This is a genomic window from Sphingomonas taxi, from assembly GCF_000764535.1.
Classification (GTDB): domain Bacteria; phylum Pseudomonadota; class Alphaproteobacteria; order Sphingomonadales; family Sphingomonadaceae; genus Sphingomonas; species Sphingomonas taxi.
Genome location: NZ_CP009571.1, coordinates 685,409 through 699,437 on the forward strand (window position 1 = coordinate 685,409; position 14,029 = coordinate 699,437).

General features: G+C 68.2%; 13 protein-coding genes. 9 read left to right on the forward strand and 4 right to left on the reverse strand.

Translation table 11 applies throughout. The features are described from left to right. Positions 1-128 precede the first annotated feature (128 nt). Both lipA and MC45_RS03000 read left to right on the forward strand, forming a co-directional pair. Positions 129-1,079 carry a lipoyl synthase gene (gene lipA / locus MC45_RS02995; protein WP_038659330.1) on the forward strand — a complete coding sequence of 317 codons (951 nt, stop codon included), beginning with the start codon at positions 129-131 and terminating at the stop codon, positions 1,077-1,079. Beyond that, entirely contained in the window at positions 1,072-1,530 is a 459-nt protein-coding gene (locus tag MC45_RS03000) for a type II toxin-antitoxin system RatA family toxin (protein ID WP_038659333.1), read from the forward strand. Before lipA ends, MC45_RS03000 begins: the two co-directional genes overlap by 8 nt. Here MC45_RS03000 and MC45_RS03005 read toward each other — a convergent pair. From MC45_RS03005 to MC45_RS03015, 3 genes are read right to left on the reverse strand one after another with little or no spacing between them, the layout of a single operon-like run. Next, the gene (locus MC45_RS03005) at positions 1,491-1,991 is read right to left on the reverse strand and encodes a CinA family protein (protein WP_038659336.1); all 501 of its coding nucleotides are present in this window, start codon (positions 1,989-1,991) and stop codon (positions 1,491-1,493) included. The genes MC45_RS03000 and MC45_RS03005 overlap by 40 nt on opposite strands. Continuing rightward, the gene (locus MC45_RS03010; protein WP_038659340.1) at positions 1,991-2,512 is read right to left on the reverse strand and encodes a hypothetical protein; all 522 of its coding nucleotides are present in this window, start codon (positions 2,510-2,512) and stop codon (positions 1,991-1,993) included. Before MC45_RS03010 ends, MC45_RS03005 begins: the two co-directional genes overlap by 1 nt. After that, the gene (locus MC45_RS03015; RefSeq protein WP_038659343.1) at positions 2,509-3,633 is read right to left on the reverse strand and encodes a bifunctional 2-C-methyl-D-erythritol 4-phosphate cytidylyltransferase/2-C-methyl-D-erythritol 2,4-cyclodiphosphate synthase; all 1,125 of its coding nucleotides are present in this window, start codon (positions 3,631-3,633) and stop codon (positions 2,509-2,511) included. The genes MC45_RS03010 and MC45_RS03015 overlap by 4 nt, the downstream gene beginning before the upstream one ends. 81 nt (positions 3,634-3,714) lie before the next feature. On the opposite strand from MC45_RS03015, the gene dusB reads away from it, so the two are divergent. From dusB to hflX, 7 genes are all read left to right on the forward strand, one after another. Beyond that, positions 3,715-4,722 carry a tRNA dihydrouridine synthase DusB gene (dusB, locus tag MC45_RS03020; protein WP_038659346.1) on the forward strand — a complete coding sequence of 336 codons (1,008 nt, stop codon included), beginning with the start codon at positions 3,715-3,717 and terminating at the stop codon, positions 4,720-4,722. 7 nt (positions 4,723-4,729) lie between these two features. After that, positions 4,730-5,791 carry a two-component system sensor histidine kinase NtrB gene (locus MC45_RS03025; RefSeq protein ID WP_038659349.1) on the forward strand — a complete coding sequence of 354 codons (1,062 nt, stop codon included), beginning with the start codon at positions 4,730-4,732 and terminating at the stop codon, positions 5,789-5,791. Beyond that, complete coding sequence (gene ntrC, locus MC45_RS03030) at positions 5,788-7,203, forward strand: nitrogen regulation protein NR(I) (protein ID WP_038659351.1); 1,416 nt, start codon at positions 5,788-5,790, stop codon at positions 7,201-7,203. The genes MC45_RS03025 and ntrC overlap by 4 nt, the downstream gene beginning before the upstream one ends. Positions 7,204-7,792: 589 nt before the next feature. Then, entirely contained in the window at positions 7,793-10,003 is a 2,211-nt protein-coding gene (locus tag MC45_RS03035) for a sensor histidine kinase NtrY-like (protein ID WP_038666325.1), read from the forward strand. A 3-nt stretch (positions 10,004-10,006) separates the two neighbouring features. Then, entirely contained in the window at positions 10,007-11,383 is a 1,377-nt protein-coding gene (gene ntrX, locus MC45_RS03040; RefSeq protein WP_038659353.1) for a nitrogen assimilation response regulator NtrX, read from the forward strand. A gap of 122 nt (positions 11,384-11,505) precedes the next feature. Beyond that, complete coding sequence (gene hfq, locus MC45_RS03045; RefSeq protein ID WP_038659355.1) at positions 11,506-11,991, forward strand: RNA chaperone Hfq; 486 nt, start codon at positions 11,506-11,508, stop codon at positions 11,989-11,991. A 2-nt stretch (positions 11,992-11,993) separates the two neighbouring features. Further along, positions 11,994-13,280 (forward strand): GTPase HflX, encoded by a 1,287-nt coding sequence (gene hflX, locus MC45_RS03050; RefSeq protein ID WP_038659357.1) that lies wholly within the window; start codon positions 11,994-11,996, stop codon positions 13,278-13,280. A gap of 9 nt (positions 13,281-13,289) precedes the next feature. Here hflX and mazG read toward each other — a convergent pair whose 3' ends face one another. Then, positions 13,290-14,021, reverse strand: a complete 732-nt coding sequence (mazG, locus tag MC45_RS03055; RefSeq protein ID WP_038659359.1) for a nucleoside triphosphate pyrophosphohydrolase — start codon at positions 14,019-14,021, stop codon at positions 13,290-13,292. Positions 14,022-14,029 lie beyond the last annotated feature (8 nt).

The window sequence follows — 14,029 nt, forward strand, 5'->3', positions numbered from 1 at the left end:
CATGTGTCCGTTTCGGCTGCTATAACGCATATTTGCGGGGAGGGTCCCCCCGACGCGCGGCGGGCAAAGCTTCTTCACAAACGGCATGACGGTTGTTCACAAACCCGGGAGTCGCTATCTCGCGGATCATGAACGAGATGACCCCGCTCGCCCGTCCGGAACGCCTGCGCAAGCCCGACTGGATCCGCGTCAAGGCGCCGACCAGCGCCGGCTTCGCCGCGACGCGCGAATTGATGCGTTCGAAAAGCCTGACCACCGTCTGCGAAGAGGCGGCCTGTCCGAATATCGGCGAATGCTGGTCGAAGAAGCATGCGACGGTGATGATCCTCGGCGACACCTGCACGCGGGCCTGCGCCTTCTGCAACGTCAAGACCGGCATGCCCCGCGCGGTCGATCCGATGGAGCCCAACAACGTCGCCGATGCCGCGGCGCAGATGGGCCTCGAACATATCGTCGTCACCTCGGTCGATCGTGACGATCTGCCCGACGGCGGCGCGAAGCAGTTCGTCAAGGTGATTGAAGCGATCCGCCGGTCGAACCCGAAGACGACGATCGAGATCCTGACCCCCGACTTCCGCAACAAGCACGAGGCGGCGGTCGAGGCGATCGTCGCGGCGCGCCCCGACGTCTACAACCACAATCTCGAGACGGTGCCGCGGCTCTATCCGACGATCCGGCCCGGCGCGCGTTATTATGCGTCGATCCGCCTGCTGGAGAGCGTCAAGAAGCTCGACCCATCGATCTTCACCAAGTCCGGCGTGATGCTCGGCCTCGGCGAACAGCGGCTCGAAGTGCATCAGGTGATGGACGACATGCGTTCGGCGGACATCGATTTCCTGACGATGGGCCAGTATCTCCAGCCGACGCCGCGCCACGCCAAGGTCGCCGAATTCGTCACGCCCAAGGCGTTCGACAGCTATGCCGCGATCGCGCGCGCCAAGGGGTTTCTGCTGGTCGCCTCGTCGCCATTGACCCGGTCGAGCTATCATGCCGGTGACGATTTCGCGAAGATGCGCGATGCCCGTGCCGCCAAGCTCGCCCAGGGCGCGGTCACGCCGACCGCGAGCGTTCGTGCCTAAACATTCCGAGACGCGCCATCTGCCCTACACGCCGGAGCAGATGTTCGACATGGTCGCCGACGTGAAGCGCTACCCGGAGTTCCTGCCCTGGGTCAGCGCGATGCGCGTGCGCCAGGACAGCGACACCGCGACGCTCGCCGACATGATCGTCGGCTTCAAGGGGCTGCGAGAGACCTTCACCTCGAAGGTCGAGAAGACGCGTGCCGAGACGATCCATGTCGAATATGTCGATGGGCCGCTGAAATATTTGCACAACGACTGGCGCTTCCGCCCCGAGGCGGGCGGCTGCGCGGTCGATTTCGCGGTCGACTTCCAGTTCAAGAACCGGATGTTCGAGATGCTGGCGGGGCAGGTGTTCGGTGTCGCGCTGCGCCGGATGATCGGCGCGTTCGAGGATCGCGCCAAGGTCCTCTACGGCAGCAGCAGTTCGAGCGCGACCAGCGCCGCCTGAAGCCGGATCCCGCCGCGGCCGAGATCGCCGAACGCCTTGCGATCGGCATGGACGTCGGACGGATCGCCGCCCTTCTCGGCGCGGGCGAAGACGACGGTGCCGACCGGTTTCTTGATCGATCCGCCGCCCGGCCCGGCGACGCCGGTGATCGCCACCGCGACGTCGGCGCCGCTGTTGGCGAGCGCGCCCTGTGCCATGCTCCATGCCACCGCGATCGATACCGCGCCGAACGTCTCGAGCACGTCGCTGTTCACCTTGAGCAGCTTCATCTTGGCGTCGTTCGAATAAGTGACGAAGCCCGCACCGAACACGTCGGACGAGCCCGGCACCTCGGTGATCGCCGCGGCGACCAGCCCGCCGGTGCAGCTTTCCGCGACGGCGATCGTGCGGCCAGCGGCGCGGTTCGCCTCGACGACGCGGGTCGCCGCCTCGATCAGCTCGCGGGGAAGGACGGTGTCCATCAGCGTTGGCCCTCCGGGCAGAGCGGCAGGTCGGGCACCGCGATCGCCTTGCCCTTTGCCTTCTCCGCCTTGAAATAGCGCAGGGTGGTGACGATCACCCCCGCGGTGTTCTGCGGCGGCAGCGGCGCGAGCTGGGTGACGAAGCGGTCGATCGTCCCGCAATCCGCCGGATTGATCCGCCCGACCAGCAGCGGCGCCAGGGCTGCGGTGAGCAGCGGCCGCGCGAATTCGGACTGGAGCAGCGAATCGATCATCGGATCGGACAGTTTGACGATCGCCGCGCGCGCATTCGGCCAGGCACGGTCCGCGGCGTCGCGGTAACGGTCGAGAAATTCGCTGTCCGTCCGCCGGATCAGGCTGGAGGAGGGGAGGCGCGTCGTGCAGATGATCCCGGTCTGCTGGATGATGTCGGGCAGCGCCACCAGCGTCATCGCCTCCGCCTCGGGCGTGGTGATGCAGCGCGATTGCGCCTCCGCCGACGAGGCGGCGAGCAGCGCGACGATCGCGACCAGCGCCCTCATCGCGGCAGGCTCACGGTCGCGACCGCCTGCGCGGCGATGCCCTCGCCGCGGCCGGTGAAGCCGAGCCGCTCGGTCGTCGTCGCCTTGATGCTCACCCGGTCCTCGCTCAGGCCGAGCAGCGCACCGATCCGCGCGCGCATCGCCTCGCGATGCGGCCCGATCTTGGGCGCCTCGCAGATCAGCGTCAGGTCGACAAAGTCGATCCGGCCGCCCTTGTCGGCGATCAGCGTCGCGGCATGCTGGAGGAATTGCGCCGAATCCGCGCCCTTCCACTGCGGGTCGGAAGGCGGAAAGTGCGTCCCGATATCCCCCGCCGCGATCGTCCCGAGCAACGCGTCGGTCAGCGCATGCAGGCCGACGTCGGCGTCGCTATGGCCGGACAGCCCCTTGTCGTGCGGGATCAGCACCCCGCCGAGCCACAATTCCTCGCCCGCCTCGAGCCGGTGCACGTCGAACCCCGACGCGCTGCGCGTCTCCCGGGTCACACGCGCCTCTGCGGCGGCGAAATCGTCTGGATGCGTTACCTTGTCGAGCATCGCATCGCCCTGCACCAAAGCGACGCTCCCGCCAAGCCGCCGCACCATCTGCGCGTCGTCGGTCGCCTCGTCGCCCGCCGGCCAGCCGGCATGCGCCGCGCGCAAGGCGTCGACACGGAAGCCTTGCGGCGTCTGCACCCGCGCCAGCCCGTCGCGCGGCACCACCGCACCGTCGCGCACCAGCGTGTCCGCCACCGCGAGCACCGGCATCGCCGCGTCGGCCGAGTCGAGCGCCGCCAGCACGCGGTCGATCACCGCGGCGGGCACGAACGGACGCGCCGCATCATGCACCAGCACCCGCTCGCCCGTCACCGCTGCCAGCCCGCGCGCCACCGACTCGCGCCGCGTCGCGCCGCCCACCACCGTCCGCACCGCGCCCAGAGCGTCTGCGGCCAGTGCCTCGGCCCCGGCGGCGATCACCACCACCACCTCGTCCACCGCGGGATGGCCGGCGAAGGCGGCATAGGCATGCGCGACCAGCGGTTTGCCCGCCACCATAGCATATTGTTTGGGAAGCGCGCCGCCGGCACGCGAGCCGCTACCCGCCGCCACGATCAGCGCCGTCGTCGAAGGTCGATCCGTCATCGCGTCGCTCTAGCCGCCCGCCCGCAACCTTGCCAGCACCGCCGCAAGCCGCTAGGGAGATGCCCAATTTTCAGGCAGATCATGGCAGCTCTCACGCCCATCCAGATCGGTCCCGTGCGGATCGACCAGCCCGTCGTCCTGGCGCCGATGACCGGCGTCACCGACATGCCGTTCCGCACGCTCGTGCGTCGCTACGGCTCGGGTCTCAACGTCACCGAGATGATCGCCAGCCAGGCGGCGATCCGCGAGACGCGCCAATCGATCCAGAAGGCGGCGTGGCATCTGTCCGAAGAGCCCGTCTCGATGCAGCTCGTCGGCTGCACCCCCTATGAGATGGCGGAGGCGGCGAAGCTCGCCGAGGATCGCGGCGCCGCGATCATAGACATCAACATGGGCTGCCCGGTGCGCAAGGTCACCAACGGCGATGCCGGTTCGGCGCTGATGCGCGACCTCAAGCTCGCCGCGCAACTCGTCGACGCGGTGGTCAAGGCGGTCAAGGCGCCGGTCACGCTCAAGATGCGGATGGGCTGGGATCTCGACAGCCTCAACGCGCCCCAACTCTCGCGCATCGCGCAGGATCTCGGCGTGCAGCTCATCACCGTCCACGGCCGCACGCGCAACCAGATGTACAAGGGCCAGGCCGACTGGCGCTTCATCCGCACCGTCAAGGATGCGGTGACGATTCCGGTCATCGCCAACGGCGACATCTGCACGATCGACGACGCCATTGCCGCGCTCGACCAGTCGGGCGCCGACGGCATCATGATCGGCCGCGGCGCCTATGGCCGCCCGTGGCTGCTCGGCCAGGTGATGGAGTATCTCGCCACCGGCAACCGCCGTCCCGACCCGTCGCTCGACGAACAATATTGCGTCATCACCGAGCATTACGATGCGATGCTCGACCATTATGGCGACGTCACCGGGGTCAACATGGCGCGCAAGCATATCGGCTGGTACACCAAGGGGCTGACCGGCTCGGCCGAGTTCCGCAACGCGGTCAACCAGCAGCCCGACGCCGCGGTGGTCAAGCGCATGCTCGCCGACTTCTACGCGCCGCATCGCGACCAGCCCGTCCGGCAGGCCGCCTGACGCGTCGATGGAGCAGCGCACCGGCTACACCTCCGGCCGGCCCGGTATCGCCGAGCTGTTCGCGGCGCTGCCGGTCGCGGTCGTGGTGGTCGATCCCGACGATCGCATCGCGCATGCCAATGGCTTCGCCGAACAATTGCTCAATTTGTCCGAACGGGTGATGTGCGGCCAGCCGCTCGCGGCGATCCTGCCGCCGCCCGCCGCGGACGATCGCCGCGACGGGCAGGGCTTCGCCTTCTACGACACCGAGATCGCGACGCCGCACGGCCCGAAGATCCGCGTCGATTTCGTCGAGGCGGCGGTTCCCGACCATCCCGGCTGGCGCGCGATCACGCTCCACACCGCCGCGAGCACGCGCGGCCTCACCCAGACCGGTCGCAGCGCCGGCGCGCGCGCGGCGAGCGGCGCCGCCGCCATGCTGGCGCATGAGATCAAGAACCCGCTGTCGGGCATCCGCGGCGCCGCGCAATTGCTCGGCACCGGCGAACTGACCACGCTGATCGTCACCGAGGTCGACCGCATCGCTGCGCTGATCGACCGGATGCAGGATTTCAGCGACACCCGCCCGCTGCCGATCGTGCCGGAGAACATCTATCCGCTGATCGGCCACGCCCGCCGCCTCGCGCTCGCCGGCTTCGCGCGCGGCGTCGCGATCGAGGAGCGGTTCGACCCGTCGCTGCCGCCCGCCGCGATCAATCGCGACGCGCTGCTGCAGATCCTCATAAACCTTCTCAAGAACGCCGTCGAAGCCAGTCGATCGGTACGCAATCCGCGCATCCTCATCACCACGGCCTATCGTCACGGCATGTCGGTGGCGGCCGCCCCCGGCAAGCCGCGCACGCCGCTGCCGATCGAGATCTGCGTGATCGACAACGGTCCCGGCGCCCCCGCCGATATCGCCGACCATCTGTTCGACGCCTTCGTCTCGGGCCGGCCGGAGGGGCAGGGGCTCGGCCTCGCGCTGGTCGACAAACTGGTCCGCGACATGGGCGGCATCGTCCAATATGCCCGCGAAGGAACCCCGGAAATGACGACGCTCCGCCTCCTGCTGCCGCGCGCCGCCGCATGACCCGCATCCTCGTCGTCGACGACGATGCCGCGATCCGCACCGTCGTCGCGCAGGCGCTGCGTCGTGCCGGCCATGACGTGCAGACCGCCGAGACGCTGGCGCAGGTCGACCGCATGCTCGCCACCCGCGTCCCCGACGTACTGATCACCGACGTCATCCTGCCCGACGGCGACGGCATCGCCCGCGCCAAGGAGATCGGCGAGCGCCTGCCGCAACTGCCGATCATCATCCTCTCGGCGCAGAACACGCTGACCACCGCGGTGCGCGCGGCCGAGGTCGGGGCGTATGAATATCTCCCCAAGCCGTTCGACCTCGACGATCTCACCCGCGCGGTGACCGGTGCGCTCGCCCGCGGCGCGGTGATGCCGCAGCCAGAGGCGAGCGAGGATCCGGCGCTGCCGCTGATCGGCCGCTCGCCGGCGATGCAGGACGTCTATCGCATCATCGCGCGCGTGCTCTCCAACGACCTCACCGTATTGATCTCGGGCGAATCGGGCACCGGCAAGGAACTGGTCGCGCGCGCGATCCACGATCTCGGCGCGCGCCGCGCCGCGCCCTTCGTCGCGATCAACATGGCCGCGATCCCGCGCGAGCTGATCGAGGCGGAATTGTTCGGTCACGAACGCGGCGCCTTCACCGGCGCTGCCGTGCGCAACGCCGGCCGCTTCGAACAGGCGGCGGGCGGCACGCTCTTCCTCGACGAGATCGGCGACATGCCGATGGAGGCGCAGACGCGGCTGCTCCGCGTTCTCCAGTCGGGCGAATTCACCACCGTGGGCGGCGCGCGGACGATGCGCGCCGACGTCCGCGTCGTCGCCGCCACCAATCGCGACCTCACCCAGCAGGTCGCCTCCGGCCAGTTCCGCGAGGATTTGTTCTACCGGCTCAACGTCGTGCCGATCGCGCTGCCGGCGCTGCGCGAACGCCGGCAGGACATTCCGTTGCTCGCCCGCCATTTCCTCGAAATGGCGGCGGCGCAGGGCCTGCCGCGCCGTCAGCTCAGCGATGCGGCGCAGGCATCGCTCACCGCGCACGACTGGCCCGGTAACGTCCGCGAGCTCGAAAATCTGATGCGCCGTCTGGCGGTGCTCGCCCGCGACGAACTGATCGACGCCGCGACGATCCGCGACCTGCTCGGCGCCCCCGGCACCAGCGGAGAGACATCCGATCCCGGCATCGCCGAAGCGGTCCGTCATCTGGTCGAGCGGATCGCCCGCGAGCGTCCCGGCGCACTCGACGACGGCACGCTCTACGACCGCGTCATCGGCGAGGTCGAACGCCCGCTGATCGAGGCGATGCTCGCCCGCCACGCCGGCAACCAGCTCCGCGCGGCGCGCGCACTCGGCCTCAACCGCAACACCTTGCGCAAGCGACTGGACACGTTGGGGATCAGCGCACGGGCGGAAGAATGACGGAATAGGGCTCGTGATCCTGCCGCGGAGGCACGGGTCATCCGCCACCACCCACGCGCCGTCCCCCCGTGCTCCTGCGAACGCAGGAGCCCAGGAGCCCGGAACGCCAATCGTTCATTCGAACCTGCCGTGTTCCAAGCTTACCCCGTCACCCCGGACTTGTTCCGGGGTCCACCCTGCGGCGAGGAGAACGGCTTGATTTGACGCCGTTTCCCTGCGGCACGGTGGACCCCGGAACGAGTCCGGGGTGACGGCTTCGATAAGGAAACCGATCGAGCCTCATCAACGCAGCCATATGCGATTGCCCGGGGTTCGAAAGGAAAGCGGGATCGGTTCACGCGGAGGCGCGGAGGCGCGGAGATGAACCGCCCGCGGCAACGTGGCCTGTCAGCGCCGGAGGTGCGATGGAAAGCGCTGCCGCCGCACCGGGGGCGACACCTCCGCGCCTCCGCGCGAACAAATCCACGGCACGCCCCACCAGCGACGCCCCGCTCATCTTACTGTCACCACAAACCACCGTTGCCGATAAATTATGTGGTTTCCGTGCAACAATCCACGTTGTACGAAGGGTCGAATGAACGCGGCCCCCATGCCCGATCTGATCGCACCCGCCCCGGACCGCCGGCTGCGCATCACGCCCGCCGTCGAGGCGCTGGTGCTCGCGCTAGCCATCGCCATCGCGACGGCGACCTATTTCGTCATCACCGGCAGCAGCAAGCCGGCACAGCCGCTCTCCCCGCCCGCGATCGCCTCGCTGCTCGTCGCCAACCTCGTCCCCAGTATCGCGTTGCTGATGCTGCTCGGCCGCCGCATCGCCCGCAAGCGCGCCGCGGCGTCGCTGGTCGGCGGGGAGGGGGTCCTCCACGTCCGGCTGGTGGCGATCTTTTCGATCATTGCCGCCGTCCCGGCGTTGCTCGTCACCGTCTTTGCCTCGCTGCTCTTCCAGATCGGCGTCGAATTCTGGTCCTCCGACCGGGCCAGCGGCATGCTGGAGAACGCCCGCAAGCTGGTCGGCGAAAATTATCAGCGTGAGGCGAACCGAGTCATCTCGCAGGTGCAGGCGATGAGCGGCGATCTCGCCATCGATCTCAGGACCCATGCGATCGACAGCGCATTTTTCCAGAATGCGCTGCTGCTCCAGACCTATCGTCGCGAGCAGTCGGAGGCGATGATCATCGGCCGCGACGATAGCGATCCCCTGATCGTCCTCAATCCCTACGACAAGCCGCTTCAGAACGTCGTCACGCCTGCGGTCGAACAGGCGATCGACAAGGGGGCACGCTACGTGCTCGTCCGCAACGATGACCGGATCGGTGCCGTCGTCCCGATTGCCTACGGCAATGGCGCCTATCTGTATTCGTCACGCATCTTCGACCCGCAGCTTGCCAGCCAGATCCGCCGCGGCGACGCGATCATCCGCGATTATCAGGCGCTGCAGAGCCGCTCACGCGCGTTGCAGCTCAAGTTCAACGCCGCGCTGCTGATCCTATCGCTGCTCATCGTCGGCATCGCGGTCTGGGCGGCGTTGGCGGTGGCGGACCGACTCGTCCGTCCGGTCGCCGAACTGGTGGGGGCCGCACGCAAGGTGGCCACCGGCGATCTCACCGCGCGGGTTCCCGACCCGCGTCGCAAGGACGAAGTCGGCACGCTCGCCAACGCCTTCAACCAGATGACCGGCCGCCTGCAGGAGCAGAACAGCGCATTGGTCACCGCCAACGACCAGCTCGAGAATCGCCGCGCGCTGATCGAGGCGGTGATGGCCGGCGTGTCCGCCGGCGTCGTCGCCACTGCCGAGGACGGCACGATCCGCCTCGCCAATCGCTCCGCCACCGAATTGATCGGAACGGGGGCGGACGGGCTGATCGGTCGGCCGCTCACCACCATCGCGCCCGAACTCGCCGACCTCGTCCTCGGCCATGAGCGCGAGGCGATCGTCCAGGTCATCCGTAACGGCGAGACGCGGACGCTCGCGGTGCGCATCGCGCGCACCGATGCCGGTCCGATCCTCACCTTCGACGACATCACCCAGCAGTTGCTCGACCAGCGCCGCGCCGCCTGGTCGGACGTCGCGCGGCGGATCGCGCATGAGATCAAGAACCCGCTCACCCCGATCCAGCTCGCCGCCGAGCGCCTCCAGCGTCGCTACGGCAGCAAGATCGATCCCGCCGACACCACCTTCGCGCGGCTGACCGACACGATCGTCCGCCAGGTCGGCGACCTGCGCCGGATGGTCGACGAATTCTCCTCTTTCGCGCGGATGCCCAAGCCCGTGTTCCGCGAGGAATCGCTCGTCGACATCGCCCGGCAGGCGCTGTTCCTGCACGAGGTCGCGCATCCCAACATCCGTTTCGAGCTCGACCACAGCATCCCCGCGCCCACGCTCGTCTGCGACCGCCGCCAGCTCGGCCAGGCGTTCACGAACATCGTCAAGAACGCCGTAGAAGCCATTGAAAGCAAAGGCGAAAGCGGTGGATCCGTGATGATGCATGTGCGTGAGGATAGTGATGTTACGACGGTCGAGCTCGCCGACACCGGCGTCGGCCTGCCGCCCGACCGCGACCGGATCGTCGAACCCTATATGACGACGCGCGCCCGTGGCACCGGTCTCGGCCTCGCGATCGTCAAGAAGATCGTCGAGGAGCATCACGGCACCATGACCTTCGCCGACCGCGACGGCGGGGGGACCGTCGTCCGCATGACCTTCGACGCCGCGGCGCTCGCCGCCCTCGACCAGGGGGCCGCGGCGCCCGAGCCGGCTGACGAAGGCCAGCTCGCCGCCCTCACACGCAATCGGAATTAAGACATGCCGCTCGACATCCTCGTCGTCGACGACGAACACGACATCCGCGAACTGGTCGCCGGCGTCCTCGAAGACGAGGGCTATGAGACCCGCTCCGCCGCCAACAGCGACGCGACGCTCGAGGCGATCGCCACCCGCCGCCCGTCGCTGGTGCTGCTCGATGTCTGGCTCCAGGGCTCGCGGCTCGACGGATTGGAACTGCTCGACGAGATCAAGCGCCGCGATCCGTCGATCCCGGTGCTCGTCATCTCGGGCCACGGCAATCTCGACACCGCCGTCGCCGCGATCCGCCGCGGCGCCAGCGACTTTATCGAAAAGCCGTTCGAGGCGGAGCGCCTGTTGCTGCTCGTCGCCCGTGCGACCGAGACCGAGCGCCTGCGCCGCGAGGTCGCCAGCCTGCGCGTCTCGGCGGGGCGCGAGAGCGACCTCACCGGCAGCTCGGGCGCGATCAACGGCGTCCGCGCGACGCTCAAGCGCGTCGCCGCCACCGGCAGCCGCGTGCTGATCATGGGGCCCGCCGGCGTCGGCAAGGAGGTCGCCGCGCGCCTGCTCCACGGCTGGAGCAACCGCGCGCAGGCGCCCTTCGTCATCGTCAGCGCCGCCCGCATGACCCCCGAACGCGTCGAGGAGGAGCTGTTCGGCGTCGAGGAAAGCGGCGACCTCGTCCGCCCCGGCCTGCTCGAACAGGCGCATGGCGGCACCTTGTTCCTCGACGAGATCGCCGACATGCCGGTCGCGACGCAGGCGCGTATCCTGCGTGTGCTCACCGACCAGAGCTTCAGCCGCATCGGCGGCACGCGGATCGTCAAGGTCGACGTCCGCGTCGTCTCCGCCACCTCGCGCGACCTGACGCACGAGATCGCCGAGGGCCGCTTCCGCGAGGACCTCTATTACCGCCTCAACGTCGTCCCCGTCGTGCTGCCGGCCCTGTCCGAACGCCGCGAGGACATTCCAGCGCTGGTCGAGCATTTCATGGCGCATTATGCCGCCGATCGCCGCGTGCCGACGCCCGAGATCGCGCCCGACGCGATGGTCGCGCTGCAATCCTACGATTGGCCAGGCAACGTCCGCCAGCTCCGCAACGTCGTCGAGCGGACGATCATCCTCGCCCCCGGCGACCGCATCGGTCGGATCGATCTCGACCTGCTTCCCGCCGAAGTGCTCGGCGATCAGGGCGATCTCGGCAGCGGGGGCGGGGGCGCGATCATGGGCGCGCCGCTCCGCGAGGCACGCGAAACGTTCGAGCGCGAATATCTCCGCGTCCAGATCCGCCGCTTCTCGGGCAACATCAGCCGCACCGCGAGCTTCATCGGCATGGAGCGCTCGGCGCTCCACCGGAAGCTCAAGCTGCTCGGTATCACCGACGTGCGCGAGGATTGAGCGCTGGACGAAGCGCTCCTTCGTTCATAGATGCAAGGTGCCGCCCGACCCGGGCGGCGATCCGACGCCGGGAAACGGCGCGATAGCGGGCAAACGGCTCGCCAAAAACCGAAAGGCTCATCATGGCCGAAAAACAAGGGTCCCTGCAGGACCTCTTCCTCAATGCCCTTCGCCGCTCAAAGACCCCGGTGACCATGTTCCTGGTCAAGGGCGTCAAATTGCAGGGCATCGTCACCTGGTTCGACAATTTCTCGGTGCTGCTGCGCCGCGACGGCCAGTCCCAGCTCATCTACAAGCACGCCATTTCGACGATCATGCCGTCGGGGCCGATGGATATCGCCGCGCTGATCGAATCGGTCGGCGAGGCGCAGCGCAAGCAGCCGCTGTTGCAGGAGATCTTCCTCAACGCGGTGCGCAAGTCCGAGGATTCGGTGACGATGTTCCTGATCAACGGCGTCATGCTGCAGGGCCAGATCGCCGGCTTCGACCTGTTCTGCATGCTGCTCCAGCGGGAGGGCATGGCGCAGCTCGTCTACAAACACGCCGTGTCGACGATCCAGCCGGCGCGCGCGCTCAACCTTGCCGATGACGGGGAGACGGAAGACTGACCGTGACCAATGGCTTCAATCGCGATCGTGACGATTTCGCCCGCGGCGGCCGCACGCTGATCGTCCTGCCCGACCAGGGCGATGCGCATCGCGATGCCGACGCCCGGCTCGACGAGACCGCGGGGCTGGCCGCTGCGATCGGCCTCGTCGTGACCGAAAAGGTCGCGGTAAGGGTGAGGGCGCCCAAGGCGGCGACGCTGATCGGCAGCGGTCAGGTCGAGCAGCTTGCGGTGCAGGTCCGCCAGAACGAGGCCGACCTCGTCGTCTTCGACGCGAGCCTGACGCCCGTGCAACAGCGCAATCTCGAAACCGCGCTCGAAGCCAAGGTGATCGACCGTACCGGGCTGATCCTTGAGATCTTCGGCGAACGCGCCGCCACTGCCGAAGGGCGGTTGCAGGTCGAACTCGCGCATCTCGACTATCAGGCCGGCCGACTGGTGCGCAGCTGGACCCATCTCGAGCGGCAGCGCGGCGGCTTCGGCTTCCTCGGTGGTCCCGGCGAAACGCAGATCGAGGCCGACCGCCGGCTGATCCGCGACCGCATGGCACGGCTGCGCCGCGAGCTGGAGCAGGTCAGCCGTACCCGCGGCCTGCATCGCGACCGGCGCCAGCGCGCGCCGTGGCCGATCATCGCGCTCGTCGGCTATACCAATGCTGGCAAGTCGACGCTGTTCAACCGGCTGACCGGGGCGCATGTCATGGCCGAGGACCTGTTGTTCGCGACGCTCGACCCGACGTTGCGGCAGATCTCGCTGCCGGGGATCGACAAGGCAATCCTGTCGGACACGGTGGGCTTCGTCTCGGACCTGCCGACGCAGCTCGTCGCCGCCTTCCAGGCCACGCTGGAGGAAGTGGTGTCGGCCGATCTGCTGATCCACGTCCGCGATATCGCGCATCCCGAGAGCGAGGCACAGCGCAGCGACGTCGAGGCGGTGCTCGCCGAGATCGGCGTGTCCGAGCTGACGCCGCGCTTCGAGGCGTGGAACAAGCTCGACCTGCTCGATCCCGAGCGGCACGAGGATGTGCTGGTCGAGGCGGGGCATCGCGACGATGTCGTCGCCATCTCGGCACTCAGCGGGGAGGGGATCGACGACCTGATCGAACAGGTCGCCGCCAAGCTCACCGCCGGCCACCGCCGCTATTGGATCACACTCGACGCCGGCGACGGGGCGGGGGCGGCCTGGCTGCACGCGCATGGCGAGGTACTCGGCCAGATCAGCGAGGATCTTCAGACACAATATGAGGTTCGCCTCGCAGAGCGCGATTACGAACGCTTTTTGCAGCGGTGAGGGGGCGACCTAGCCGCGCTTCACCCGCTGCCAGAGCGCTTCCTTGTCGTCGAGGCTGAGCGCCGGAAAGCTCTCGCCGGCGATCGCCTCCATCGCCCGGAAGCGGCGTTCGAACTTGGCATTGCCGCGGCGCAGTGCCGTTTCCGGATCGACGCCGAGATGCCGCGCCCAATTGACCGCAGCGAAGAGCAGATCACCGATCTCGTCTTCGATTTCGTCGCCGGTCGCGGCCGTGACCTCCTCGATTTCCTCATGCAGTTTGACGCGGGAACCGTCGGCGTCGGGCCAGTCGAAGCCGACGCGTGCGGCACGCTTCTGGAGCTTCACCGCGCGCATCAGCGCCGGCAGTCCCGCGGCGACGCCCGCCAGCGCGCTCGCATCGCTCTTGCCGCTGCGCTCGGCCGCCTTGAGTTCCTCCCAGCCGGGGCTCTGCGCCGCATCGCCGAAGATATGGGGGTGGCGACGTTCCATCTTCTCGCTGATCGACGCCACGACATCGTCAAGCGTGAAGGCGCCGGCTTCCTCGGCGATCCGGCTGTGAAAGACGACCTGAAGCAACAGGTCGCCGAGCTCGTCCTTGAGATCGGTCGCATCGTCGCGGGCGATCGCGTCGGCGACCTCATAGGCTTCCTCGATCGTGTACGGCGCGATCGTCGCCCAAGTCTGCGCGACGTCCCAGTCGCAGCCACGCTCGGGATCGCGCAGCCGCGCCATGATCGCTACCAGCCGTTCAACCGTCATGCGCCCCC